This is a genomic window from Marinobacter sp. MA (genome assembly GCF_048298425.1).
Lineage (GTDB): Bacteria > Pseudomonadota > Gammaproteobacteria > Pseudomonadales > Oleiphilaceae > Marinobacter > Marinobacter salsuginis.
In genome coordinates, this window is the sequence record NZ_CP103058.1 from 3,662,974 (window position 1) to 3,688,408 (window position 25,435).

The window sequence follows — 25,435 nt, forward strand, 5'->3', positions numbered from 1 at the left end:
ATTTCCTACACCACTAATTCTCTGCCGTTGCTAGTCTCTTCCAAAACCCATCAGCAGGCCCCCCGCACAACAATGGCTACCAGCGCAGTGGCGGAGATCCTTCTCCGATATGACGATAACCAGGAACGGCAGCAGTTCGAAAACCTGTTTGGCGAGGATTTCACGATTCAGGCATTCGCCTCTGATCAGACTGCCCTCGATCACCTCGCCTCGGCTTCCACACTACCGGTCGCCATCGTTCTGGTGCCTGACCAGCCTGATAGTCACCTTGAATCGTCGCTGCTATCAGAGGTCCGGGACCGCTACCCCGGGATCCTGAAGATACTGATCGGGGATGCCATTGCCCTGAACCTCCTGGTGACGCTGCTTGATGATCAGTTGATCGATCGCTGCTTTGAACAACCGGTCGATCGGGATGTCATCCGGTCTCACGTGCTGGCCGCCGCCCTTACCCGGGAAGCGCAATCATCCGCTCCGGATACCAGAGAGGCCCCGGAGGGCCCCAGCCCGGCGATTCTGATTGTCGATGACGAACCGACTGCCACCCGTTACCTGTCGAGGCAGCTGGGGCACATGCAGACCGAGTTCCGGGTACTGAGCGCCATCAGTGCCGAAGAAGCCCTGTTGACCCTTCGGGATGACGGCAATGTTGCCGTGGTGATGACCGACCAGAGAATGCCCGGGATGCACGGCAAAGAGCTGCTGGACGAACTCCGACAGTCGCATCCGACCATTGTCCGTATTCTCACGTCGGCCTGGGGCGAAGTGGATGTGGCGATGGATGCGGTGAACGAAGGCCGGATTTTCAGGTACCAGAGAAAACCCTGGCGCGCCGATGAACTATTGAACCTTTTCCGCAAGGCACTGGCCCATCATCGTGCCCTGGTTGCAACACGGGACAGCTCCCGCTCAATGGCCGAGCAACAGTTTGCGGAACTTCGCCAACAACGACATGCCCGGCTGCTCGAACACCTGTCTGACAGAGTGGACAGTGTTACCGGCGAACCGACAACCGCCGATTTTCTGGACGCCCTGACAAGCATCCGCACGCTTCCGGCCCAGCCGCCTCACCTGAGGGCGAGCCGGGAAACCGCCCTGGAACATGATCTGATGCGAGACTTTGTCGGGTTGGTGGGCCGGCAGTTGGACAACCTGGAACCAGACGCACCACCCAACCCCCTGACCAGACGAGCCTTTGAAAAGGCCCTGACCGACGCATTGGACAACCCCGCCGCCGCAAGCGAAACACAAACACCGCTGATGATGCTCTGCCATTCACTGGCAACGCTTCTGAATGCGTCGGGACTGAAGGGCACTGCTTTGGAGATCACTCAGGCCGGGGACCACCTCACTGTAACCAACGCCAATGCGTTTCATATGTACAGCCACCTGCTGGCGCCCATCACCCGGCTTTCACGCCCATTACTGGAGCAGCAAACCGCCCTGCTGATGCTATTCGTAAGTAGCCGGCTGCTGGCAGGCGACATTGATACCGACGGGGGCGACCAGAGTCTCTGGGTCAGCCTGCGACTTCCGGCCAGGGCCGACTGATGGTGGCGGGCCAGCGCAGACTCAGGCTGTACATCACCATCGGGCAACGCCTGCTCCGTGACAGCCTGCTGTTCCAGATCCTGCTGGACAGCGAGGTCGAACTGGTCGGCGAATCCGAGACCGGCGTTGCAACCCTCAATCACCTGCAGGCGGCCAGGCCGACGGTGCTGTTGATTGAAGAAAACCTCCAGGACAACGACGGGCTCACCATCGCCGAGCATGCACTGACGATGAACCCTTCTCTCTCGGTATTGCTGATTTCGGACACACCGGTCAGCAACGGGCGAATGGCAATCTATCTGGAAGCGGGCATCAAGGCCGTAGTGTCCAAGGACCAGCCAATTCAGGAGTTGATCAAGACCCTGTTCTACATTCGAAACGGGCAGGTTTATATCGGCAATTGGAGGCAGCAGCCCGAACCGGCGGCCATGCTCGCATACCAGGCCCTGTCCGGACGGGAACGGGAAGTGGCACAGCTAATGGCCAGCCGGCTTCCGGTACGGGACATTGCCGGTCGGCTTGGCGTGTCCTGCAAAACAGTGCACTCCTACAAGGATCGGATATTCGTGAAGCTCGGCTTCGAACGCCTGCCCGAGCTGATACTGTTCATGCAAAGACACCAACACGGAGCCGCCGAGTGAAACTGCTTTCCGGCATCGATCAGATCCGCCAACTGCCCGCCTGGCGCCAGCGGCGCTTCGAGCGCTTCTACCACACCCAGTATCGCTACCGGGTGCTGCCGCTGTTCGCGGACGTTTACCTGGTCATTGCCTTCATCGGCACCCTGCTGTTCCTGGGCGGGCTGGCGCTGAACCCGGACGCACCGGATATTTTCGGCACCTACCTGATCTACACAGCGATCCTGACCGGCCTGATTGCCGCTCACCGGTTCACGCGCCTGCGCCGGTCCGCGCCGATGATCGTCTACCTGGTATTTTTCAACATGGCCGTGTTCAGCTACCTGGGGTACATCACCACAGGTGCGACTCTCGCTCCCATCGTGGGGCTGTTCTTTTTTATCAGCTCCGTGGGCATCATTACCCTGTCTCTGCTGCACACCAGCCTGATTATCCTGATTAACCTGTCACTGCTGGTACTTTGCACGTTTTTGGCGGTAGACAGCCACGAGGTGGCCGAAACCCTGATCGGCATTCTGACCAACTGGCTGATTCTGATGTGCCTTGTCGTCGCGCCCCTGTCGGCCTGGTTCCTGTCGCAGTTTCTGCGCAATCTGCTGGCTCTCCAGTTCCTGCTGCGCGACCGGAACCGCCAGCTGTCCCGCACCCTGGAGACCCTGAAAATCACGGAAGAGAGACTGGCCCAGGAGCAGAAACAACAGGCTCTGAGCCATATGGCCAAAGGACTTCTGCACGAAATCATGAACCCGCTGAACTGCGCCAGCCAGGCGGTGGATTTTGCAAGTTCGGTAAACCGGGATTCCGAAGTGGCAGATGCCCTGACGGACGCCAGTACGCACCAGAAACGCATCGCCGATATTGTCTCTGACCTGATCGAATTTTCTCGTCCCGTGCCGGAACACAATCTGGAAACAGCCGATCTGCGCAAACTGGTGACCACCGCAACCGGGTTTTGCCGGCATCAACTGAGAGGCGTGGAGCTTCACATAAACATTCCGGACGGGACCCTGCTTCCCTGCTATCCATCGGCGCTGACCCAGGTGTTCGTGAACCTGCTGCTCAACGGTGCCTCAGCCGTCAGCAACAGCCTTGGGCACGGCAAAATCGAGATAACCGCCGAAAGCACCGACACCGCGCATCGCATCCGGATCCGGGACAACGGTCAGGGCATCGCGCCGGAGGATATCAAGCGCCTCGCTGATCCGTTCTATTCCACCAGCGATACACCGGACAACCTGGGGCTGGGCCTGAGCATCTGCCAGACCATCATGCGACATCACAAGGGCAGCATGCGGATTACCAGCGAGCCCGGGCAATGGACAGAGGTAACCCTCACGCTCCCTAAAACCGCAGCACGGCGCGGAGGGTAACGGCGTCTCCGTCCGGCGCGGCCATCAAGGTGTTGCCGCTAACATCCGGTATCAGATAGTTGAGGCGCAGCTGGAAAACCTCGCCCAGATACCAGGCAAAACCCAGTAGCGTTACGCTCGCCTCGGCCCCCAGGTTCCTGTCTCGCAGGTCTACCGCACCGTGCCGGGCGACCAGTTCCAGGGCGCCCGCCCGATGCCGGGGCTCAATCCGGTCAAACTCACCACGGCTGTAATAGCGTTGATCGTCAGTCAGGAACACACCGGCCTGGAGGTAAGCGCCAGCGAACTGCCAGCGTGACCCGTCGGTTCGCCGCACGTTCTGGGCCATGGCTTCCGCCACGAGGGTCAGGCGATGATAAAGCCAGGCGGCTTCAAGGCCCGCCAGCCAGGCATCACGAGCCTCGAATCTCGGGCTGCGGATAACGTTGTCAGCGCTGAACACCTCCCCCTCATCCTTGATCTGGAAACGGCTGTCGCCGAGGTCACGGTAGGAGACCGCCGCGCCAAGATGCACCGTCTGGGTCTCAGAACGAACAGGGGAACGGGTCAGTCTCGCGGTTACGGCGTGAGTGGCGCCGCCATCGGGTTCATCGGTAAACAGACCCAGTGACCAGGTGCCTCGATTGCGATACTGCCCCGCCATAATGCCAGTGGATCGCCCGGGTGCGAACGCCGAACTCACCAGCGAACGCTCGCTGGTGTTCAGGTTGGTGTAGCTTGCGAGGCGCTCCAGGCCGAAAGGTTCTTTGAAGCGCCCCACCTGGGCTTCGAACCGGCTCGGGCCATCGTAAACAAGGTAGGCATCACCAAGATCCAGCTCTTTCTTGTCGCCTTCGATCTTGTAGCTGCCGTCCAGCTCTGCCTCCCAGCGCTTTCCCCAACTCAGTTCCAGTTCAAGCTTCGCATTGCGCAGTACGCCCCGGGTGGTGCTGCGCTCGCCATCCTCGTCATAAAACGCACCGTAATGGTCGACACCGGCGGCAACATAACCACCCAGTTCGGCTTCCAGCGGTGACGCCATAACAAGCAGGGGCTGCAGGCTAAACACCAGGGTCAGACCGATAACCAGAAATGCCCATTTCAGCTCAGCGAACATGATCGGGCTCCTGGCGAAAGTGCATTCGCAACATTGCGGTATCCCGCAGATAGCTGACGGACACCACATCCACCCGGAACACATCCAGACCTGTGCGGTCACGAAGATCCGCAATGAGCAGTTCCCGCCGGTCCCGATGGACGTTCTCGATCTTTTCGTACTCCACCTCCCTCTCGCTATGCCTCGGCAGCAGCACCCGGGTTTCGAGTACCAACGCAAGCACAATAACCAGCAGATTGAGACACACCAGCTCCAGGTGGTGCATGGTGCCAACCGCCGCCAGCAGGGCCATGGCAATCACCAGAAACAGATAGGTCATTTCCTTGATGCCCAGCGCCTCGGTTCGGTACCGAAGCATAGAAAAGACAGCGAAGAGTCCGAAGGCAAAACCCATGGTGACGGTGACCGAATGCAGCAGGGCAGTCACCAGGAAAACGCCGACCCCGAACAGAATGAACGAGGCGGCGTTCTCCCTATGGCGGGAAAAGGCGTAGTAACAACGGATCAGCACGAACACCGAGGCCGTATTGATCAAAAGCCGGATCACAAAATGGAAATCAACTGCCGATTCCATGGAGTCTCCTCAACAGCGGTTTGAAGCGATTGGTTTTGCATTCGTGGCCGAACAACAGGCTGGTGCCAACGCAGTACTTGCTGAACTGCACGGGTCGGCAGCCAAGCTGACCAAGGCGGTCAAGCAGGGGGGAACAGGGGATTTTCCGATCATACTTGACCTCGAAAACCGCAACGTCGGGCAAGCGAATACCGCTCTGGCGGTCGGCCGAATGAAACGCCAGTCCGGTATCCAGGGTGATGCGCTCAGTCCCCCTTGGGCTCATCAGGGTCATCCGACGATAGCTGACAAAAAGAGCCGGCAGCATCCCTGCCACCGGAAGGCCCAATTGCTCTTCCAGAAAATGGCTCACCTGACCGCTCGCAACGGTTTGCGAGGTGAGCGGTAAACGGTTCTTGATGGTTCTCTCCCGATTGCTCTTTTTCTTCACCTCCAGGAAGCTGTCCCCGGTTTCGCGGTAGTGGCGGACGCGGAGCTTGAACCGGTTCAGTTTGCCGTTGTGGTGATCCAGGTACAGCTGACGTCCGGGAGTGTCGAAATACAGGGTGTCGTAGGTGAATCGCCGGTTGCCGTCGATCTCCAACATGGAGTAGTGGTGCTCCAATCCACGCAGGCAAGCATCCAGCCGGTGGGCCGGCACCAGGAACTTGGTGTCGACCCGGTTCATCAAACGGGCCTGCATCTGATCAGCCAGGCTGTGCCCGCGGAATCCTTCCCGCGGGCCGGTGACGGCCATGTTCATTGGATGCCCGAATCGTATTCCAGGGTGGCATCCAGGGTCAGTTCCACGTCGCCCTCACTGGCGCCGGTGCCTGCGCGGGTGATGGTCATCGTGCCCTCGGCGCCCAGGGCCAGGGTACGCACATCGCCGGGCTGGCTCTCATCCACCTCGAACAGCAGAGCGTTGGTGGCAAAGCCGTGGAACTGGTGGTTACCGGGCACGTAATCGGATGCCTCGATAAACAGTTGCAGGACATAGGGCGTGAAGTTGTCGTTAACATCCGCGCCAATCAGCAGCAGGCTGATGACGGCCGGCTTCGACTCACGATCCACCGAGTACACCAGGCTGTCCACCTCAAAGGCAGCAAAAGTCAGGCTCGCATTCACCGACTGACCACCCGGCAGCGTAAAGCGGAAAGATCCTGTGTCGGCACCGCCCTCGGACTTGATGCTGCCGGTCAGGCTGGTTGTCGCCGGGGCACCGCAGTCAGGCTCTGTATCCGCAAGCCGGTATACTTCCCCGGTGGGCGTTTCCTCGGCGATGGCCTGTTCAATGACGGCCCTGCGCGCTGGCCGGTATTCGGCATCGCCGGGCTCACCGCGGCCGTTGATAAAGGTTTTCAGGCTGGCTGCCGCGTCCGCGGTGGTTCCCGTAAGTTCGCGAATCCGCTCCACTTCCGCCAGTAATGCGGTTTCGTCCCACTGGGTGGCCAGCAGGTCTTCGAGCTCGGCCTCATAGCGCGCCCGGTACTCGGGGATATTGAACAACCGGTCGGCCAGCGAGAAATTGCGATAGAGCACCCCCGTCAGGGGCTTGAGGGGATGCGCGCCACGGAATGCCGTGTCGGCACCCCAGGGAATAAAATGGAACAGGCCGTCTCCGGGGTCCCGGTAGATGTGGAAGTTGTTGGCGTTGCCACTGGCAGAATCCCAGGCGCCCAATAGCGTTTCCACCGCCCAGAACCGGATAAATTCATCCACATCCACCAGCTGCGGCAGTACATTCACCATCTGCTCATCGGGCAAAGCCAGAGCATCGGTAACCGCCTGCAGGTCAGTACGGTCGTTCTCTTTTTCGTTGGTTTTCTTCTCGAAACGCTGGCTCAGCCAGGTGCCGAAATCCGCCGTCTGGGCCTCGTACTGGTTGCCATCGTCGTCGCCGAATGCCCGTGCCAGAAACGGCTTCTTGATGGGTTCGACATTGGTAAACACACCCAGATCCTGCCCATTCACCGACACCCTGGCGTAGTTGCATTTCGGCGCCGCGATCCCGGCCTGGCGGAACTGGTCATAGGCCAGGCACTGGCGGGCATTGGATGGGTCCTGACGGTTATTGTTCAGGGTCATCCGGGTCATGTTCTGATAGGTGCGACCTGGCCAGAGATCGTCAAAATCCAGCTTCAGAGAGGGAATACTGGGGCTCAGGGAGCCCATGTAGCCTTTCTTGCGCACAATCACCCGGTCCATGCGGTCACCGTCGATGGTGACACTGGCGGCAAATTCTGTGTAGTCGAACTCGGGGACACATTCCCGGTCGGTGCTGGCCAGGGTGCGGGCTTCCGATTTCAGTTGGCTGAAATCGGCAGGGCTCATGGTGACCGACACGTTTATCAGCCGATCAGGATCGTAAAGTTCGGCATCGCCGCCGATATTCACGGGCTCCGCAGGTGGTTCGAAATCGGAAGGGCTCGAAACCTCGGTGTCTCCACCTCCGCCACCGCAGCCGGCCAGCAGCGCCATGCCGACAAACGCCAGTGACCAAAGCCCGTGTCCATAGCCGGTTTTCCGGCCAAACGTTGTTATTTTCATCTGTTACTCCCTCAGATGTTCTGAAACCTGCCGGTGTCGAAAACCGGTTGAGGGAGTATTTCGCGAAGGGGTTTGTGCTGTATGTAAGAACGTCTTACAGGAGCTGTCAGGCCGGGGCAGACGTCAGCAGGCTGGTCATCAGGGCCCTAAGCCGGTTCGGCTTCACCGGCTTGTTCAGGATCGGCAGGTACTGGGCGCGCAGTATCTTGCGGGTGTCGTCGCTGCGATCTGCGGTGATGATGGCGGCAGGAATATCCTTGCCAAGGAAGCGACGAACACCGTGCACGGCATCGTAGCCGGTTCGCTCATTGTTCAGGTGGTAATCCGCGAGAATGATCGCGGGAATCCGCCCGGTTTGCTCGAGAGTCTGTACAGCTTCAGCCTTGCTGGCGGCCGTCAGTACCTCACAGTCCCACTTCTCAAGCAGCAACTGCATGCTCTCAAGTACCGCCGGCTCGTTGTCGATGACCAGCACCGGCACGCCGTCAAATCCATCGGCGAAATTGTTCAGCGAATCGGCGCGAGCCAGATCCGGTCTGGCCCGGGCGGGTTCCAGTGGCAGGGTCAGTACGAACCGGGAACCGCGGCCGGGCCTTGAGGCTACATCGATATCGTATCCCAGCACCCGGACCATCCGTTCCACAATGGCCAGTCCCAGGCCCACGCCCTGCCGGCCACCGGTGCCCTGGGGCAACAGCTGGTGAAACTCGGTGAAAATGTCCCTCAACTTGTCTTCCTCGATTCCGACACCGGTGTCCCAGACTTCAATTCTCAGACGGTCGCCCTGAGATCTCAAAGCCATCACAACCCCACCCTTGCGGGTGTAGCGGAAGGCATTGCTGAGCAGATTACGGAGGATACGGGTCAGCATGCGCTGATCCGTTCGTACCGTCGCAGGGATCGTGCGCACCCGGAAGCCGAGGCCGGAATTGGCGGCAACAGCCTCGAACTCCTCCCCGAGGGATCTGGCCAGGGCGGCGACATCGGTGTACACCAGGTCCGGCTTCATCGCCTGTTGGTCAAGCTTGGAAATATCAAGCAGGTCTGCAAGCAGGTCTTCGGCGCCCTCCAGAGCCCGATGCACCTGATGAACCATACGGGTTTCCTGGTCCGGAAGCGCACTCTCCTGCAGCGCGGAGATCATCAGCCGGGCGGCGTTCAGGGGCTGGAGCAGGTCATGGCTGGCCGCAGCAAGGTACTTGTCCTTGCTGCGGTTGGCCTCTTTTGCCGCCTCCATGGCAACAAAGAGCTCGCGCTCAACCTTCTCGCGCTCCTCAATCTGGTAGCGAAGACCCACGTTGGCATTCTGCAGCTCTTCAGTCCGCTCTTCGACGCGCCGCTCCAGGGTGGCGTTCAATTGCTCCAGCTTTTGCCGGGCCAACACTCGTTCCGTGATGTCCGCGACGAAAGCTTCCACCACTTCCGGACCAAGGTCCGGGCGTCTCAACAGCGTGACCGCAACGTGGACCGGTGTGCGATCAGCACGCTGGAAGCGGGTTTCCCGGGCACTCAGGCTGCCCTCATCGAGGAGCTCCTGACGTATGGCATCGAACTCACTGGAACTGCAGAACAACTGCTCACGAAGCCGGATGACTTTCTCAGTTAACGCCTCGGGGCTGTCATAACCGCAGATTCTGGCCATGGCGGGATTACAGGCCAGAAATCCGCCCCGCAGGTTGGCCTGGAAGATTCCGTGCAGGGCATTCTCGAACAGCCACTTGTAGCGGTTGCGCTCCTGTTCCAGCTCATCAATGCGCTCCTGCAGAGCGGGGTAATAGTTCTTGCGGACAGACTGGCTGCCCAGCCCGAGAAGATCGCCAATTCCGTAGCCGCCGTCGTTTTCGCCGTCCTGCTTGTCAGAGGGCTTCTTCATAGACAACCTGGACATCCCGCAGCGATGACTTACGGGGGTTGGTGAGAATACAGGGGTCCTGCAGGGCGAATCCGGACAAATGCGGTATGTCGGATACCGAAACACCCAGCTGGGCCAGCCGTGCTTCAAGTCCTACCCGACGTTTGAGTTCCACAATGCGGTTCATAAGTCGCTTCTTGATTTCCGGTTTGGCCATGCCACGGGTATCAATATCCATAGCCTCGGCGACCCGCCGGAAACGGTCCTCGGCAGACTGGAAGTTGTAAGCCACCACGTGCTCCAGGAGTAGCGCGTTACACAGGCCATGGGGCAAATCCAGGAACCCGCCCAGGCTGTGGGACATGGCGTGTACCGCCCCTAGAATGGCATTGGAAAACGCCAGCCCCGCCTGCATCGAAGCCAGCATGATTTGTTCCCGGAGGTAAGGATCGGCGGTGTTCTCCACCAGCAGTTCCAGATTCCGATTGATCAGGCGAATGGCCTCCAGAGCATGGGTATCGGTCAGCGGGCCACTGCCTGTGGACACATAGGCCTCAATGGCATGCACCAGGGCATCAACGCCAGTGCAGGCGGTGAGGTAGGCATCCATGGTCTCGGTGACTTCCGGATCGATCAGGGACACATCCGGCACCACGGCCTTGCTGATGATCGAGAATTTGAACCGGCGGTTGGGGTCCGAAATGATCGCGAACTGGGACACATCCGCGGAGGTGCCCGCGGTGGTGGGAATCAGGATCAGGGGCGGCGACGGATTGGTGATGGTGTCCACGCCCTCGAATTCCAGGATACTGCGGCCATGGGTGGCCACGATACCGATCCCCTTGGCGCAGTCCATGGGGCTGCCGCCACCGATGGCGACAATGACATCACATTCACTGGATTTGTAGAGCTCGGCCCCGGCCATCACCTCCTCCACCTTGGGATTGGGTGAAACACCGGTGTAAACGGTCGAGCGGATATTTGCATCCGTCAGCAGAGTGACTATCTCGTCAACCCAGCCGGCGGAGGCGACACCAGGATCTGACACCAGGAATACGTGCCTGGCACCGAAATTACTGGCGAAATTTGCCACGGACTTCCGGGAGCCGGCACCAAACACAATTTCCGGTGACACAAACTTTCGCAAGGAAGAGATATCGTGACTCATCAGACTGCACCCGACCGCTTATTTTTATAGGAATAGCCGAGAGTTTAACTCAAGTTTTCCGCCTGATCATTGGCCTTTTGGCTATGCTTTCGGTAGAAGCTGAACATCCATTCGAGCATACCGGCCTGGTTGCCCTGGCGCCGGAAACCGTGCCCTTCATCTTCGAACCAGTGCAACTCCGGCGCCCGGCCTGCAGCTTTCATGGCTTCTATCATGGCCCGGGTCTGTTCCGGCACCACCACCTTGTCCTGCCCGCCCTGGAAAAAGATCATGGGCGCGGTGATACGTTCGGCGTGAAACAGGGGCGTTCTATCCCGCCACCGTTCAGGGTATTCGTCTGGCGAGCCCAGAAGCCAATCCAGGTAACCGGACTCGAAGCGATGGGTCATGGCCCGTAAACGCATGGGATCCGTGACACCGAACATGCTGGCCCCTGCGGTGAATCGCCGGCTCCGTATCATTGCCATCAGGGCCGTGTAACCGCCGGAGCTGCGCCCCTGGATAAATACCCTCTGGCCGTCCGCCAGGCCAAAAGAGGCCAGGTGATCCGCTGCGCGCTCCATGTCCTCGACGTCCACTTCGCCCCATCGGCCTTCCAGAGCCATGCGGAAAGCCCGACCGAACCCGCTGCTGCCACGGTAGTTGATTTCGGCCACTGCAAAACCCCGCTGGCACCAATACTGGACCTGGGGATTGAACACCGGGTAGGCCGCCGACGTCGGGCCGCCATGGGCGATCAGAATAAGTGGCGGGAGGTCGGCGGAAGCGAGTTTCGGGGTGTAGAAAAACCCGTGGATGGAGCTTTCACCCGGCTTCAGTGCCGGAACCTCGATATCCAAAGGCAGAGCAGCACGGGCACCTGCCATGGCCTCTTCGCCTCCGGCAATGGTTCGAACCTGCCCGGTCTTTGCATCAATCATCAGAACCGCATCCAGACGGCTTGCGGCTCGCCCGATGCAATAGAGTTGTCCGCCAGCCGACTGCAGGCAGCGAAAGTCACCGAAGTCCCTGGCAACCCGGATTTCTTCTCCGGTATCGCCGGAACTCAACCAGAGCTCGCCCGTGCCATTGCAGTAGCGGACTCTCGCCCAACCACCCTCGCCTATCGGGCAATGATGGGATTCGCCCAGTTGCCAGGGTGCGTTGGCGTGATCCCGCGCCGGCGCAGCGATCGTCTTCCAACCGCCCACGCCCGAGGTCTCGATACGCCAGGGTTGCCACCAGCCTTCATGATCAGACAGGGCCCACAGCTCATCACCATCAAATACCGGCTGCTGAACAGACCCTTCGGTGGGCGTTGGCCAGTCCCGGCATTGGCCCAGAAGACCGTCACTGCCAATATTTGCTGTCCAGAGCAGGGTGCGCACCCAGGGCATATCCGGGAGCTGCCAGCTCGTCCAGGCTATCTCACGGCCGTTGGCAGAAACCGCCGGCGCGCTGTAAAAGTCCTGCCCCGAATGAAGCACCGTTCGTTCACCGGCCATGGAAACAGCCACCAGTTGCTGCTGGCCACCGGCCTCCCGCACGGCGAGAACCCGTTCCCGGGATTCGTCGGCCACCAGACCGCCGTAGGCCGCCTCCGGGTCATCGGTCAAGCTGATGCATTCGTCTCCGGTGTGGTTGATGAACCGTATCTGCTGGTCCTCACCCACCACGAAAACACCCTTGTTTGACGCTGCGACAGCGCCGCCACCGTAGCCATTCACCCGGCTGCGAATTGCAAGATGATCGGGGCCAAGACGGACCGGGCCATGATCAGAGAGATGCCAGAGCGTGTTGCAGCCCCTCGCCGGGTCGGTCTGCAGCCAGAACAGACCGGCCGAAGACACGGCCAATTCCCCACGCTGGATATGCATTGCGCAGGCCTCGTAAGCACTCATCACAGATTTGTTATGAGCAAGGCCTGCAAAAGTAGAAGCTGAAATAGAGCTTTCCAGCCCGGCCAGGGAATCTTCAGCCCCGGAAGAATAACCGTGAATTGTCCGCATTTCGGTAAACCAGTCCAGTCAGGCCGGCCGTGGCGTGCTCCGCAGCTTTCCTGGCTGCCAGTATTCGATCATGATACGACGATTTGTTGCATACTGGATCTGCATTATCCGCATTACCGGTCAAAAGATAGGCCTGGCAGCGACAGCCGCCGAAGTCCCTTTCCTTCTCATCGCAGGAACGACAGGGCTCCGGCATCCAGCTGTCGCCGCGGTAATGGTTGAATCCCGGGCTGTCGTACCAGATGCCCTGAAGATCCATGTCCCGGACATTGGGGAAATCGATGGGCAGAAGCCGTGCGCTGTGGCATGGCAATGCTGTGCCATCCGGCGCCACGGTCAGGAACAGATTGCCCCAGCCGTTCATGCAGGCTTTCGGCCGCTCCTCGTAATAGTCGGGAGTCACAAAGATCAGCTTCATGGCGGAGCCAGATTCCTGAAGCCGCTGCCGGTACTGGTTCACTTCCAGTTCCGCCTGCACCAGCTGGGCTTTCGAGGGCATCAACCCTTCCCGGTTTTCAAACGCCCAGCCGTAATACTGGCAGGTGGCCAGCTCCACGTAGTCCGCACCCAGACGCTCGCAGAGGGACATGATGTCGTTCATCTGGTGGATGTTGTGCCGGTGGATCACAAAGTTGAGCACCATCGGATAGCCCGCTTCCTTCACTGCCCGGGCCATGGCCAGCTTCTGGTCAAAGGCCTTACGGGAGCCAGCCACGGCATTGTTCAGCTCCGGATCCGAAGCCTGGAAACTGACCTGGATATGGTCCAATCCGGCCTCGGCAAAAGCATCCACCTTGGCCTCCGTCAGGCCCAGCCCTGAGGTAATGAGGTTGGTGTAATACCCCAGGTGCCGCGCTTCGGCGATCAGCTCCACCAGATCCTGCCTTACCAGGGGTTCGCCCCCGGAGAAGCCCAGCTGCGCCGCTCCCATTTTCCGCCCCTGTCGAAGCACACTTACCCACTCCTCGGTGGTCAGTTCCCGTTCGGTCTGGGCAAAGTCCAGCGGGTTGGAGCAATAGGGGCATTGCAGCGGGCAGCGGTAGGTCAGTTCTGCCAGCAGCCACAGGGGCGGCCCGGCATCATGCGGGTTATTGGGTTGATTGTGCGCGTGGGAGCAGCTCATGACAGTTCAATCCAGTGTTGTTGCCGGGCGTCCTTCAAGAACTCACTCACGTCCTTGCCGAGCGGGCCCGCGTCCGGGAACTGCTGTTCCAGGCTGGCAACGATGTCGGCCACAGTACGCTGGCCGTCCACCTCGTTGAGAATCGCCCCGGCACTGCCGTTGAGCTTCACCATGCCCTCCGGATAAAGCAGCACATAGCTTTCCTGAGCCGGTTCCCACTGGAACCGGAATCCCCGGCGAAATCTTGGTATCTCCTGCATACCCACCTCCATCACAGACCCCGGTGCCAGACCTGGTCGTCGGTCACGGTGTGGTAAGGCGGGGTACGGTGGCCGTAGGCCATGGTCATGGCATCCAGCATGGTCCAGAGGATGTCCAGCTTGAACTGAAGGATCTCCAGAGCCCGGGCCTGCTGGGCCTCGGTGGTGAAGTGGTCCAGCGTGATGGTCAGACCATGCTCCACGTCTCGTCTGGCTTCCGACAGGCGCTTGCGGAAGTAGCTGTAGCCGCTCTCTTCAATCCAGGGATAGTGGGCAGGCCAGCTGTCCAGTCGGGACTGGTGGATTTCCGGGGCGAACAGTTCGGTCAGGGACGAGCAGGCCGCCTCCTGCCAGGTCGCCCGGCGGGCGAAGTTCAGGTAGGCGTCCACCGCAAAGCGGACACCGGGCAACACGTGGCGCTGGTCAATCACTTCCTCCCGGCTCAGGCCCACCGCTTCGGCCAGGGATAGCCATGCCTCAATGCCGCCGACGTCGCCGTCGTGGCCATCGTGGTCCAGAATCCGCTGCAGCCAGAGCCGGCGCACACCAGCGTCCGGGCAGTTGGCCATGATGGCGGAGTCTTTCTGGGGAATCTTGATCTGGTAGTAGTACCGATTGGCCACCCAGCCGCGGATCTGTTCGGGCGTGCACTGCCCGCCGTACATGGCTTTATGGTACGGGTGGTGGATGTGGTAGTACTGGCCCTTGGCGCGCAGGGCCTGCTCGAAATCCGTCCGGTTCATGGCGGTGTTGGCTTTGGCGTTCATGGCTGCCCCGACAGGTCGATGTGCATTCCGTCCCAGGACACCTCGATACCATGGCGGGTCAGCTCCGCCCGTTCCGGGGAATCCTCATCCAGGATCGGGTTGGTGTTGTTGATGTGTATCAGGATCTTGCGGCTGGCCGGCATGGCATCGAGCACCTCGATCATGCCGCCCGGGCCGCTCTGGGCCAGATGGCCCATGGCCTGTCCGGTCTTGGTGCCCACTTCCTGGCGGATCATCTCGTCGTCGTGCCAGACGGTGCCGTCTACCAGCAGCACGTCGGCCTGGCGCATCCAGCCGAGAATACGGTCGTCCGGCTCGCCGAGGCCCGGGGCATAGAGCACGGTCTGACCGGTGCGGGTGTCTTTCAGGAAAAGGCCAATGTTATCGCCCGGGTGCGGGTTGTCCCGGCGCGGTGAATACGGGGGTGCGTTGCTCAGCAGCGGGATGGCGGTCAGCTCGATGGATGGTGCGCAGGGAATGGTAAAGGGGGTCTGCTCGGACGCCTCGATGCGCTGCCAGTTCAGGCCACCGTTCCAGTGCCTGAGCATGGTGAACAGCGGAAAACCGCCGCTGAGGTCTTCATGCACCTGTTCGGTACACCAGACGTCCATCGGCAGTCCCTCGCGCAGAGACAGCAGGCCGGTGGTGTGGTCCACCTGGCTGTCCATCAGCACAATGGCATCAATACCGGTATCCCGCAGAGCACGGGCCGGCTGCATCGCTTCGAAGGATGCCAACTGAGCGCGAATGTCGGGGGACGCGTTAAACAGAATCCAGTGCTCGCCGTCTTCACTGACGGCAATGGAGGACTGGGTACGGGCCCGGGCGTTCAGGGTGCCCTTGCGGAAACCGTCGCAGTTGGCGCAGTTACAGTTCCACTGGGGAAAGCCACCGCCTGCGGCGGAGCCCAGAACGTGAATAAACATGGTGGGTCACTCCACAAGCAAAACGGCCAGCGCAAGGCTGGCCGCTTCAGCACTCAGCGGTTGGCGAAGTACATGGTGATTTCGAAACCGATGCGGAGATCTTCGTAGGCTGGTTTGGTCCACATAATGCTCACCTCTATTGTCATGATTGTTAGCGCATTGCGGGTGAATCAACGACATTGCCGATAACCCAGTTCCCATCCTATCGGCCGGGGCAAGGGGCCAATATGGTACTTTGGAACTGTTTTGGTGCCTCCCTAGGTCGCAAAATCCGGGCGACGAAAGTGACTCCGGCCTGAAACGAAAAAAGGCCCTGGGAAGGGCCAAAAGAGAGTGACAGAAAAACCCGAACTCTCGTCAGAGAGCCGCCCCGGCCAAGCGCCGGGGAATGAAGGTGCACGTCCAATGTGCTGACTCACAGGCGGGCCCGTGTGGGAGGCCCGCTTACCGCTCACAGATTCAGAAGAAACCCAGCGGGTTGGTGTCGTAGCTGACCAGCATGTTCTTGGTCTGCTGGTAGTGCTCGAGTGCCATCTTGTGGGTTTCACGGCCAACACCGGACTTCTTGTAACCACCGAAGGCGGCGTGGGCCGGGTAGGCGTGGTAGCAGTTCATCCATACACGACCGGCCTGGATGTTGCGGCCCATCCGATACGCCAGGTTGGTGTCGCGGGTCCAGACGCCGGCACCCAGACCAAACTCGGTGTCGTTGGCGATGGCCAGGGCTTCTTCCTCGGTCTTGAAGGTGGTCACACCCACCACCGGTCCGAAGATCTCTTCCTGGAACACACGCATCTTGTTGTCGCCCTTGAACAGTGTGGGCTGGATGTAGAAGCCATTGTTGAACTCTTCATCCAGATGCTCGCGGTCGCCACCGGTCAGTACTACAGCGCCCTCTTCCTTACCAATGGCCAGGTAGGACATGATCTTGTCAAACTGTTCCTTGGACGCCTGGGCGCCAACCTGAACATCGGTGTCCAGCGGGTTGCCGCGCTTGATCGACTTGGTGCGCTGTACCACCTTCTGCATGAACTCTTCGAACATGTCTTCCTGAACCAGCGCACGTGACGGACAGGTGCACACTTCGCCCTGGTTGAAGAACGCCAACACCAGACCTTCCACGCACTTGTCGATGAATTCCGGCTCGGCCTTCATCACATCAGAGAAGTAGATGTTCGGGGATTTGCCACCCAGCTCAACCGTGGACGGGATGATGTTCTCCGCCGCGCATTTGAGGATGTGGGAGCCAACCGGCGTGGAGCCAGTGAAGGCAATTTTGGCAATACGCTTGCTGGTGGCCAGGGCCTGACCGGCCTCGATGCCGTAACCGTTGACGATGTTCAGCACGCCCGGCGGCAGCAGGTCGCCAATAATTTCCATCAGTACCAGGATGCTGGCCGGGGTCTGCTCGGCCGGCTTCAGCACGGTGCAATTACCAGCCGCCAGGCAAGGGCCCAGTTTCCAGGCAGCCATCAGCAGCGGGAAGTTCCAGGGAATGATCTGACCAACAACGCCCAGGGGCTCGTGGAAATGGTACGCCACGGTGTTGTGGTCGATCTCGCCCATATGGCCTTCCTGGGCACGGATACAACCGGCGAAGTACCGGAAGTGGTCGGCGGCCAGGGGAATGTCGGCGTTCAGGGTTTCACGAACCGCTTTGCCGTTATCCCAGGTTTCGGCAACCGCGAGCTTCTCGAGGTTGGCCTCGATGCGATCGGCAATCTTCAGCAGGATGTTGGAACGCTCGGTTGGTGAGGTCTTGCCCCATGCCGGCGCTGCCTTGTGCGCGGCATCGAGTGCGAGTTCGATGTCCTCAGCGCCGGAACGCGGAATTTCGCAAATCACTTCGCCAGTCACCGGGGTGATGTTCTCGAAATACTGGCCTTTTACCGGGGCAACCCACTCGCCACCGATGTAGTTCTCGTAACGGGATTTGAAAGAAACGACGGAGCCATCCTTTCCTGGTTGTGCGTAGATCATGATCTCGACCTCTTGTTGTGTTTGTCGCAGGGCAACGCGGCCTTTCGCGTTTACTCATTCAATGTAGACCTCAATCTTCGAGGTTTGAATGATGCGATGGAGGCGAAAAACTCCTCCCTTGGTAGTAGATGGCTCGAAGGCCACGCCACCAGTGACCCGGCTCCGAAATCAAGCTCCGAAAATAAACGCACGAAAAGCGCACTGATTGATGCACCAAAAAAGTGCACCCGCCCAGGCAGGAAGCACCTATACTCCACGCTCGGACCACGACCTCAATGAAATCAAACAGTTGGCGATTGGCATGGACTCTGCAGTGAACAGCGTACGCAGCGAGACGTCGGTTACTGAAACCACAATCAAAGCGCCACAATCTGACCAATGGTCAACTAGGGTTCCGGTCTGCAACCACCAAACGCAGACGACTGGTCCGAGAGTTGACGACCTTTTCCAAGGTTACACGGCGGGACAAAAGCCCGGGAGGATCGCTCAGTTACTGACGCCTCTCGCTTTTTTAAATGCCCTAACCAGGAGGAAAAGGCCATGTTGCAAACCGCAGCCTCCCCGTATGCAACACCCCTCTACGACGATCTGATTCCCGGCGGATCCCACTGGTCCTTTATCATGCGCCGCGGCCATGTGCTGCGCCTGATTGACGAAACCGGCGGGGCCAACGTCGGCATGTTGATGTACAACCCCGAGAATCCCCTCGAGCGTTACAACATGCCGGATACCCTGAAGAACCAGCACACCTTTCTGCTTACCAAAGGCCATGTCTTGTTATCCGACATGGGCCGGGTCTTTGCCTCCATCATCCGCGATGACCTCGGCTGGCATGACACCGTCGCCGGCACCTGCAATGCCGACCTGGTGGAAAAGCGCTGGGGCCAAAAGACCTACCAGGAAGCCCACAACCACTACCATCGTAATGGCTTCAACAGCTTCCTGAACGAGCTGGCGAAGTACGGCCTGGGCAAGAAAGACCTGACCGCCAACCTGAACTGGTTCAGCAAGGTGAAAACCGATGACGACGGAAACATGACCTTCGCCGAGGGGCACTCCCACGCCGGCGCCACCGTCGACCTGCGCTTCGAGATGGACACCATCGTGGTACTGCACACCTGCCCGCACCCGATGAACACGGCCAGCGAATACCCCCGCCATCCTCTGCGCTACCAGTTGTTCAAGGCAGCCCCAGTGACCGACGCCGATCCGTGCAAGATCTCGTCACCGGAGGCCGCCCGGGCCTTCGCCAACACCGCGCTCTATCACCTGATGCAGTAATGGGAGGCCCGATATGATCAAGCAAAGCAATTTGAAGCCTGAGAACGCTGCCTTCCGCGAAACCGTCCCGGCGGGCGAGTATTTCCTGAAAGTGGTAAAAGCCGGCGAAACCGTCCGCATTCTGGACCTGGAAGGCAACCAGGCCGCCGACACCCTGTTCTACAACGCCCACAACCCGACCGAACGCTATAGCGCCGTCGACACCATCCGCGAGCAGGGCAACGTGTACCTGACCGCCGGTTCGAAGCTGATGTCCTCGGAAAACAACGTGATGCTGGAAATCACCGCCGACACCTGTGGCCGGCACGACACCCTGGGTGGCGCCTGTGCCGCCGAGAGCAACACCACGCGCTACGCCCTCGAGAAAAAGTGCATGCACGCCTGCCGCGACAGCTGGCTGGTGGCCGTCACCGAACACGAAGAACTGGGCATGACCAAGCGGGACATCACCCACAACATCAACTTCTTCATGAACGTGCCAGTGACCGCCGACGGTGGTTTGACCTTCGCAGATGGCATTTCCGATGCCGGTAAATACGTGGAGATGGAAGCGAAGATGGACGTGCTGGTGATGATCTCCAACTGTCCGCAGCTCAACAATCCCTGCAACGGCTGGAACCCGACACCGATTGAGGTGCTGGTATGGAACTGACCGGCGCCCTCAATAACCCCGACAAAGTCCTGATCGCCAACCGCGGCGCCATCGCCTGCCGGGTGATCCGTACCCTGCGTGAGATGGGCCTGACCTCTGTTGCAGTCTACGCGGAAGCGGATTCCGATTCGCTGCATGTGCGTCAGGCGGACGAGGCCTATTCCCTGGGCGAGGGGCCAGCAGCGACCACCTACCTGGATCAGGACAAGCTGTTTGAAGTCATCCGTAAAAGTGGTGCCGGCGCCATTCACCCTGGCTACGGCTTCCTCAGCGAGAATGCCGATTTTGCCCGGCGCTGCGACGCCGAGGGCGTGGTTTTCCTGGGCCCGACACCCGAGCAGATGGAGCAGTTCGGTCTCAAGCATACGGCCCGGTCGCTGGCCCAAAGCGCCGGCGTACCGCTGTTACCAGGCACCGACTTGCTGACCAATCTGGAGGAAGCGCTTAAAGCCGCTGACACCATCGGCTACCCGGTGATGCTGAAAAGCACCGCCGGCGGCGGCGGTATCGGCATGTCCCGCTGCTACGGACCGGACGATCTGAGCAAGAGCTTTGAGTCGGTCCAGCGCCTGAGCCAGAACAACTTCAGCAACAGCGGCGTGTTCCTGGAAAAGTTCGTGGAACATGCCCGCCATGTGGAAGTGCAGCTCTTCGGCAATGGCGAAGGTCAGGTCCTGGCCCTGGGCGAGCGGGATTGCTCCGCCCAACGTCGCAATCAGAAGGTGATTGAAGAAGCTCCGGCACCCGGACTCACCGAGGACGTCCGCTCCCGCATGCACGCAACTGCCCGTCAGCTGGGCGAGAGCATTGCCTACCGCAGCGCTGGCACCGTTGAATTCATCTATGACCCGGACACCACCGAATTCTATTTCCTGGAAGTAAACACCCGCTTACAGGTAGAGCATGGTGTGACCGAGCAGGTGTATGGCGTGGACCTGGTTCGCTGGATGGTGGAACTGGGCGCCGGCACTCTGCCCGACCTTTCCGAACTGGGCAGCAAGCTTGTGCCTTCCGGCCACGCTATCCAGGCCCGGATCTATGCGGAAGACCCCAACAAGGATTTCCAGCCCGGGGCCGGTTTGCTCACCAATGTGGCCTGGCCCAACGAGGGTGGCCTGCGAATCGACACCTGGATCCAACCGGGTACGGACGTATCGCCGCTCTACGATCCCATGCTCGCCAAGGTGATCGTGCATGAGGCCGATCGCGAGTCGGCCCGCCAGCGGCTGATGCAGGCCCTGGACGACAGCCAGCTCTATGGCATCGAGACCAATCTCAAGTATGTGCGCCAGGTGCTGGACGACCCACGCTTCGCCGAAGGGCGACTGTTCACCCGTACTCTAAACGAATTCCATTACCAGCCAGCCACGGTGGATGTGATCAGCGGCGGCACTCTGACCACCATTCAGGACTACCCCGGTCGCATCGGCTACTGGGAAGTCGGCGTGCCGCCGTCCGGCCCTTTCGACAGTTATTCATTCCGGCTTGGGAATCGACTGCTGGGCAATCCCGAAGGGGCTCCGGGCCTGGAAATCACCCTGAAGGGGCCCGTGCTCACGTTCAACCGCGCCACCCAGATTGCGCTGACGGGCGCCCAACTGGACGCCACCCTGGATGATAAGGCCATCGACTTCTGGCAGGTGATCGACGTGCCCGCCGGCGCCACCCTCAAGCTGGGCGCCACCACGGCGGAAGGCGCCCGGGCCTACGTGTTGTTCCGCGGTGGACTGGACTGCCCCGAATACCTGACCTCCTGCAGCACCTTTACGCTCGGGCAGTTTGGTGGCCACTGTGGCCGCGCCCTGCGTGCCGGTGATGTGCTCGCCCTGGCGGATTGCGAGCCAACCGGCCCGACCGCCCTGCCTGCCGAACTGAAACCAACCATCGGCAAGACCTGGAAGCTGCACGTCACCTATGGGCCCCATGGCGCGCCGGATTATTTTACCGACGAAGACATCAACACCTTCTTCGCCAGCGACTGGGAGATCCACTACAACTCCAGCCGCACCGGCGTCCGGCTGATTGGCCCGAAACCGCAGTGGGCGCGCAGCGACGGTGGCGAGGCCGGCATGCACCCGTCCAACATTCACGACAACGCTTACGCCGTGGGCACCGTGGACTTCACCGGCGATATGCCCGTGATTCTCGGTCCCGACGGCCCCAGCCTGGGCGGTTTTGTTTGCCCGGTAACAGTGATCAGTGCCGACCTCTGGAAGCTTGGCCAGCTGAAAGCCGGTGACAAGGTGAAGTTCGTGCCTGTTAGTCAGGATCAGGCCGTGGCCCTGCGGGAAGCGCTGGACGATTCCATCGCCACCCTGACCGCAGCGACCGCCCATATTAAACCGATCACGCCAACCTCGCCGATTCTGGCATCACTCAGTGCCGATGACCACGAGACCGGCGTGGTCTATCGGGCCGCCGGCGACAACTACGTGCTGGTCGAATACGGCCCCATGGAGCTGGATATCCGCCTGCGTTTCCGTGCCCACGCGCTGATGCTCTGGCTTCGGGAGCAGAACCACGACGCCATTCTGGAGCTGACCCCCGGTATCCGATCCCTGCAAGTACATTACGACAGCCAGAAGCTGAATCAGCGCACGCTACTGGATCTTCTGATTGGCGCCGAAAAGGAACTGGAAAAACAGCCCGAGTGGGATGTGCCCGCGCGAATCGTGCATTTGCCCCTGTCCTGGGACGATGAGGCCTGCCAGACCGCCATCGCGAAATACATGCAGTCGGTCCGCAAGGATGCCCCATGGTGCCCGAGCAACCTGGAATTCATTCGCCGCATCAACGGGCTGGACAGCATCGAAGACGTGAAGAAGACGCTTTTCGAGGCGAGCTACCTGGTGATGGGGCTGGGGGACGTTTACCTGGGCGCACCGGTCGCCACCCCGCTGGACCCGCGCCACCGGCTGGTGACCACCAAATACAATCCGGCCCGGACCTGGACCGCAGAAAACTCCGTGGGCATTGGCGGCGCCTATCTGTGCATCTACGGCATGGAAGGCCCGGGCGGCTATCAATTTGTTGGTCGCACCCTGCAGATGTGGAACCGGTACCGCACCACCGAGCTGTTCGAAGCTGGCAAGCCCTGGCTGCTCCGGTTCTTCGATCAGGTGCGCTTCTACGAAGTCAGTGCCGAAGAACTGCAGCAGATCCGCCGGGACTTTCCCAACGGCGATTACCCGATAAAGGTCGAGGAAACCCGCTTCAACCTGAAGGACTACGAGCAGTTTCTGGCGAACAACGACGACGAAATCCAATCCTTCACAGCCAAGCGCAAACAGGCTTTCGATGAGGAACTGCAGCGCTGGATCGAGTCGGGCCAGATCAATTTCAGTTCCGAAGCACCGATCGAGGATACCGGCGAAGACGACATTGCCAACCTGCCAGCAGGCCAGCACGCGGTGGAAAGCCACGTAGCCGGCAACCTCTGGGAGTGCCTGGTGCAACCCGGCGACACCATCGATGCCCAGCGGCCGGTAGCGGTTATTGAATCCATGAAGATGGAAATCGAGTTACTGAGCCCCGTAACCGGACGCGTAGTGGACGTGCGTCGGGAAGCGGGACAGGCGGTCTCGCCCGGAACACCAGTCGTGATCGTCGAAGAGATTACCGAGTAATGCCAGCAACCCAAAAAAACTGAAGAAAGACCAAACCTGCAAACACGGGCAAAGCCCGAGGAGAGACACCATGACTACACGCGACATCACCAAACGCCTGGCGGCCGGTCTGTTCACGGCCTCCCTGGGTCTGGGATCCATGGGCGCAATAGCCCAGGAAAGGGATTCCTTCAGCATCGCCTGGACCATCTACGCCGGGTGGGTGCCCTGGCAGTATGCCGAGGACTACGGAATCATGAAGAAGTGGGCGGACAAGTACGATATCGAGGTGGATATCGTACAGGTGAACGACTACATCGAATCCATCAACCAGTACACCGCCGGCCAGTTTGACGGCGTAGTCGCCACCAGCATGGACGGCCTGTCAATACCGGCTGCCTCCGGCGTGGACACCACCGCGCTGATCGTCGGTGATTACTCCAACGGCAACGACGGTCTCGTATCCAAGGATGCCAAGACCATCGAAGAGCTGGAGGGTGAAACCGTTCACCTGGTTGAGCTCTCCGTATCCCACTACCTGCTGGCACGGGCACTGGCAAGCGTCGGTCTCGAAGAGCGTGATCTGAGCGTGGTGAACATCTCCGATGCCGATCTCGTTTCCGCGTTCCAGACCGACGATGTCCGCCATGTGGCTACCTGGAACCCGCTGCTGGCCGAAGTGGAAGCCTACCCGGGTGCGACCAAACTGTTCGATTCCAGCCAGATTCCTGGCCACATCAAGGATCTGACCCTGGTGAACACCGAAACCCTGGAAGATAACCCCAAACTTGGCAAGGCACTTGTAGGTGCCTGGTTTGAAACCATGAGTATTCTGGCTTCAGATTCAGAAGAAGGCGAGGAAGCCCGGGCGTTTCTGGGTGAGCTGTCCGGTACCGATCAGCTAGGCTATGAGGCACAGCTGGATGGCATGAAAATGTTCTGGAAACCGGGGAATTCTGTAGAGTTTATCCGCAGCGATGAGGCCCGTGAGGCGATGGACAGCGTTCGCCAGTTCTCCTTCGACAAGGGCCTGCTGGGCCAGGGCGCCATGAGCCCGGACTTCGTAGGCATTGAGTTCCCGGATGGCTCCATCATGGGTGACACCGGAAATGTGAAGTTTCGATTTAACGACAGCTACATGCAGATGGCGGCTGACGGAGAGATTTGAGCAAACCCCACCCCAAGGGTGAAGTCCACGGGCACGAACATTCGTGCCCGTTTTTGTTTAAACTTCGCGGGAGGGTTGGTGTGGGGGAGCCTTTCCAAAACTGTGCGGAGCCATGGATGGCGGAGCCCAAGCGTCACATGGATGTGCCGCAAGGAGCGTGTTTTGGAAAGGCTCCCCCACACCAACCCGAAACTCCCAAGCCAGATTGAATAGACGACTCTCATGCGCCGTACCAAGGAAGATGCCGAGAAAACACGCCAGACGGTATTGGAAGCTGCTTTAAAACTCTTCAGCCGAGATGGTTACTCATTGACGACTTTGAGCCGTATCGCCAAAGAGGCCGGCTGCAGTCGGGGGCCGATCTACTGGCATTTCGAGAACAAGGACGACCTTTACGAGGCCGTACTGGCCTACTCCCAGGAACCACTGGAGGCCCTGGTCGCGGAGTGTTCGGGCATGCGGGAAACGCCCATCGAAGCCATGGATCATTTCATAGAGCGCTGGCTGGGCTTGCTGGCCAATGATCGCAAGTACCGTCAGTCGTTTGAAATTCTGCTGAACAAAACCGAACTCACCGATGCCATGAGTCGGACACTGAAACGGGAACGGGCGCTGACCCGGTCGATTATCGCCATGTTTCGGGATCTGGTGAGCCGGGCCATCGAGCGGGGCCTGATTAGCACACGGGAAGAGCCGGAGGACCTGGGACTGCTGAGCTACACCTATCTGATGGGCATTACCCAGACCTGGCTGTTTGCGCCGAAGCTGTTTTCACTGAAACAGGAAACGGCGTTTTTCCAGCGACAATTCTGGCGACTGTTGGGCAAATCCAGCTGAATGGCTCATTCGGACAGACAATCCTTTCACCATTCCGGCACCATAATCTTTTGCATTGTTTTACCCTCTG

At 59.8% G+C, this 25,435-nt stretch carries 21 protein-coding genes and 1 riboswitch; of the genes, 8 read left to right on the forward strand and 13 right to left on the reverse strand.

Annotated features, from left to right (window positions below):
- Positions 1–72 precede the first annotated feature (72 nt).
- Genes NUW46_RS17000 through NUW46_RS17010 form a run of 3 tightly spaced genes read left to right on the forward strand, consistent with a single transcriptional unit; the run spans position 73 to position 3,559 of the window.
- The gene (locus NUW46_RS17000; protein ID WP_418140751.1) at positions 73–1,551 is read left to right on the forward strand and encodes a response regulator; all 1,479 of its coding nucleotides are present in this window, start codon (positions 73–75) and stop codon (positions 1,549–1,551) included.
- Entirely contained in the window at positions 1,551–2,192 is a 642-nt protein-coding gene (locus NUW46_RS17005; protein WP_418140752.1) for a LuxR C-terminal-related transcriptional regulator, read from the forward strand. Before NUW46_RS17000 ends, NUW46_RS17005 begins: the two co-directional genes overlap by 1 nt.
- The gene (locus NUW46_RS17010; RefSeq protein WP_418140753.1) at positions 2,189–3,559 is read left to right on the forward strand and encodes a sensor histidine kinase; all 1,371 of its coding nucleotides are present in this window, start codon (positions 2,189–2,191) and stop codon (positions 3,557–3,559) included. The genes NUW46_RS17005 and NUW46_RS17010 overlap by 4 nt, the downstream gene beginning before the upstream one ends.
- On the opposite strand, the gene NUW46_RS17015 is transcribed toward NUW46_RS17010, so the two are convergent.
- The 13 genes from NUW46_RS17015 to NUW46_RS17075 all read right to left on the reverse strand — a co-directional run bounded on the left by NUW46_RS17015 (position 3,531) and on the right by NUW46_RS17075 (position 17,822).
- A complete protein-coding gene (locus NUW46_RS17015) occupies positions 3,531–4,655 on the reverse strand; it encodes an OprO/OprP family phosphate-selective porin (RefSeq protein WP_418140754.1) in 1,125 nt (374 codons plus the stop codon). The genes NUW46_RS17010 and NUW46_RS17015 overlap by 29 nt on opposite strands.
- Complete coding sequence (locus NUW46_RS17020; protein ID WP_305966508.1) at positions 4,645–5,229, reverse strand: DUF4956 domain-containing protein; 585 nt, start codon at positions 5,227–5,229, stop codon at positions 4,645–4,647. The genes NUW46_RS17015 and NUW46_RS17020 overlap by 11 nt, the downstream gene beginning before the upstream one ends.
- Positions 5,213–5,971: a polyphosphate polymerase domain-containing protein gene (locus NUW46_RS17025; RefSeq protein WP_418140755.1), complete on the reverse strand. Its 759-nt coding sequence runs from the start codon at positions 5,969–5,971 to the stop codon at positions 5,213–5,215. The genes NUW46_RS17020 and NUW46_RS17025 overlap by 17 nt, the downstream gene beginning before the upstream one ends.
- Entirely contained in the window at positions 5,968–7,758 is a 1,791-nt protein-coding gene (locus NUW46_RS17030) for a CotH kinase family protein (protein WP_418140756.1), read from the reverse strand. Before NUW46_RS17030 ends, NUW46_RS17025 begins: the two co-directional genes overlap by 4 nt.
- Positions 7,759–7,864: 106 nt before the next feature.
- Positions 7,865–9,631, reverse strand: a complete 1,767-nt coding sequence (locus NUW46_RS17035; protein ID WP_418140757.1) for a NahK/ErcS family hybrid sensor histidine kinase/response regulator — start codon at positions 9,629–9,631, stop codon at positions 7,865–7,867.
- Positions 9,615–10,778 carry an alcohol dehydrogenase-like regulatory protein ErcA gene (ercA, locus tag NUW46_RS17040; RefSeq protein ID WP_222465408.1) on the reverse strand — a complete coding sequence of 388 codons (1,164 nt, stop codon included), beginning with the start codon at positions 10,776–10,778 and terminating at the stop codon, positions 9,615–9,617. The genes NUW46_RS17035 and ercA overlap by 17 nt, the downstream gene beginning before the upstream one ends.
- 44 nt (positions 10,779–10,822) lie before the next feature.
- Positions 10,823–12,634, reverse strand: coding sequence for an alpha/beta hydrolase family protein (locus NUW46_RS17045; protein WP_418140758.1), 1,812 nt, complete (start codon positions 12,632–12,634; stop codon positions 10,823–10,825).
- Positions 12,635–12,731: 97 nt separating this feature from the next.
- Complete coding sequence (gene pqqE, locus NUW46_RS17050; RefSeq protein WP_418140759.1) at positions 12,732–13,889, reverse strand: pyrroloquinoline quinone biosynthesis protein PqqE; 1,158 nt, start codon at positions 13,887–13,889, stop codon at positions 12,732–12,734.
- Complete coding sequence (gene pqqD, locus NUW46_RS17055; protein WP_418140760.1) at positions 13,886–14,164, reverse strand: pyrroloquinoline quinone biosynthesis peptide chaperone PqqD; 279 nt, start codon at positions 14,162–14,164, stop codon at positions 13,886–13,888. Before pqqD ends, pqqE begins: the two co-directional genes overlap by 4 nt.
- Complete coding sequence (gene pqqC / locus NUW46_RS17060; protein WP_418140761.1) at positions 14,161–14,916, reverse strand: pyrroloquinoline-quinone synthase PqqC; 756 nt, start codon at positions 14,914–14,916, stop codon at positions 14,161–14,163. The genes pqqD and pqqC overlap by 4 nt, the downstream gene beginning before the upstream one ends.
- Positions 14,913–15,842 carry a pyrroloquinoline quinone biosynthesis protein PqqB gene (pqqB, locus tag NUW46_RS17065; protein WP_418140762.1) on the reverse strand — a complete coding sequence of 310 codons (930 nt, stop codon included), beginning with the start codon at positions 15,840–15,842 and terminating at the stop codon, positions 14,913–14,915. The genes pqqC and pqqB overlap by 4 nt, the downstream gene beginning before the upstream one ends.
- 53 nt (positions 15,843–15,895) lie before the next feature.
- Positions 15,896–15,967, reverse strand: coding sequence for a pyrroloquinoline quinone precursor peptide PqqA (gene pqqA / locus NUW46_RS17070; protein ID WP_418142054.1), 72 nt, complete (start codon positions 15,965–15,967; stop codon positions 15,896–15,898).
- A gap of 334 nt (positions 15,968–16,301) precedes the next feature.
- Complete coding sequence (locus NUW46_RS17075; RefSeq protein ID WP_069181959.1) at positions 16,302–17,822, reverse strand: aldehyde dehydrogenase family protein; 1,521 nt, start codon at positions 17,820–17,822, stop codon at positions 16,302–16,304.
- A 375-nt stretch (positions 17,823–18,197) separates the two neighbouring features.
- Positions 18,198–18,304, forward strand: a riboswitch (guanidine-I (ykkC/yxkD leader).
- A gap of 58 nt (positions 18,305–18,362) precedes the next feature.
- Here NUW46_RS17075 and NUW46_RS17080 point away from each other — a divergent pair.
- The 5 genes from NUW46_RS17080 to NUW46_RS17100 all read left to right on the forward strand — a co-directional run bounded on the left by NUW46_RS17080 (position 18,363) and on the right by NUW46_RS17100 (position 25,365).
- Entirely contained in the window at positions 18,363–19,103 is a 741-nt protein-coding gene (locus tag NUW46_RS17080) for an urea amidolyase associated protein UAAP1 (protein ID WP_291908234.1), read from the forward strand.
- 13 nt (positions 19,104–19,116) lie between these two features.
- A complete protein-coding gene (locus tag NUW46_RS17085) occupies positions 19,117–19,755 on the forward strand; it encodes an urea amidolyase associated protein UAAP2 (protein WP_418140763.1) in 639 nt (212 codons plus the stop codon).
- Positions 19,746–23,381, forward strand: coding sequence for an urea carboxylase (gene uca, locus NUW46_RS17090; protein WP_418140764.1), 3,636 nt, complete (start codon positions 19,746–19,748; stop codon positions 23,379–23,381). The genes NUW46_RS17085 and uca overlap by 10 nt, the downstream gene beginning before the upstream one ends.
- Before the next feature lie 70 nt (positions 23,382–23,451).
- Positions 23,452–24,528 (forward strand): putative urea ABC transporter substrate-binding protein, encoded by a 1,077-nt coding sequence (locus NUW46_RS17095; protein WP_418140765.1) that lies wholly within the window; start codon positions 23,452–23,454, stop codon positions 24,526–24,528.
- Between the two features lie 222 nt (positions 24,529–24,750).
- Entirely contained in the window at positions 24,751–25,365 is a 615-nt protein-coding gene (locus NUW46_RS17100; protein WP_209399987.1) for a TetR family transcriptional regulator, read from the forward strand.
- Positions 25,366–25,435 lie beyond the last annotated feature (70 nt).

Coding starts and splice junctions, on each gene's coding strand:
- NUW46_RS17080 (WP_291908234.1), top strand. CDS start 18,363: ATGTTGCAAACCGCAGCCTCCCCGTATGCAACACCCCTCTACGACGAT.
- NUW46_RS17095 (WP_418140765.1), top strand. CDS start 23,452: ATGACTACACGCGACATCACCAAACGCCTGGCGGCCGGTCTGTTCACG.
- NUW46_RS17015 (WP_418140754.1), bottom strand. CDS start 4,655: ATGTTCGCTGAGCTGAAATGGGCATTTCTGGTTATCGGTCTGACCCTG.
- NUW46_RS17005 (WP_418140752.1), top strand. CDS start 1,551: ATGGTGGCGGGCCAGCGCAGACTCAGGCTGTACATCACCATCGGGCAA.
- NUW46_RS17030 (WP_418140756.1), bottom strand. CDS start 7,758: ATGAAAATAACAACGTTTGGCCGGAAAACCGGCTATGGACACGGGCTT.
- NUW46_RS17035 (WP_418140757.1), bottom strand. CDS start 9,631: ATGAAGAAGCCCTCTGACAAGCAGGACGGCGAAAACGACGGCGGCTAC.
- NUW46_RS17075 (WP_069181959.1), bottom strand. CDS start 17,822: ATGATCTACGCACAACCAGGAAAGGATGGCTCCGTCGTTTCTTTCAAA.
- NUW46_RS17025 (WP_418140755.1), bottom strand. CDS start 5,971: ATGAACATGGCCGTCACCGGCCCGCGGGAAGGATTCCGCGGGCACAGC.
- ercA (WP_222465408.1), bottom strand. CDS start 10,778: ATGAGTCACGATATCTCTTCCTTGCGAAAGTTTGTGTCACCGGAAATT.
- uca (WP_418140764.1), top strand. CDS start 19,746: ATGGAACTGACCGGCGCCCTCAATAACCCCGACAAAGTCCTGATCGCC.
- NUW46_RS17045 (WP_418140758.1), bottom strand. CDS start 12,634: ATGCATATCCAGCGTGGGGAATTGGCCGTGTCTTCGGCCGGTCTGTTC.
- pqqE (WP_418140759.1), bottom strand. CDS start 13,889: ATGAGCTGCTCCCACGCGCACAATCAACCCAATAACCCGCATGATGCC.
- NUW46_RS17000 (WP_418140751.1), top strand. CDS start 73: ATGGCTACCAGCGCAGTGGCGGAGATCCTTCTCCGATATGACGATAAC.
- NUW46_RS17085 (WP_418140763.1), top strand. CDS start 19,117: ATGATCAAGCAAAGCAATTTGAAGCCTGAGAACGCTGCCTTCCGCGAA.
- pqqB (WP_418140762.1), bottom strand. CDS start 15,842: ATGTTTATTCACGTTCTGGGCTCCGCCGCAGGCGGTGGCTTTCCCCAG.
- NUW46_RS17100 (WP_209399987.1), top strand. CDS start 24,751: ATGCGCCGTACCAAGGAAGATGCCGAGAAAACACGCCAGACGGTATTG.
- NUW46_RS17020 (WP_305966508.1), bottom strand. CDS start 5,229: ATGGAATCGGCAGTTGATTTCCATTTTGTGATCCGGCTTTTGATCAAT.
- pqqC (WP_418140761.1), bottom strand. CDS start 14,916: ATGAACGCCAAAGCCAACACCGCCATGAACCGGACGGATTTCGAGCAG.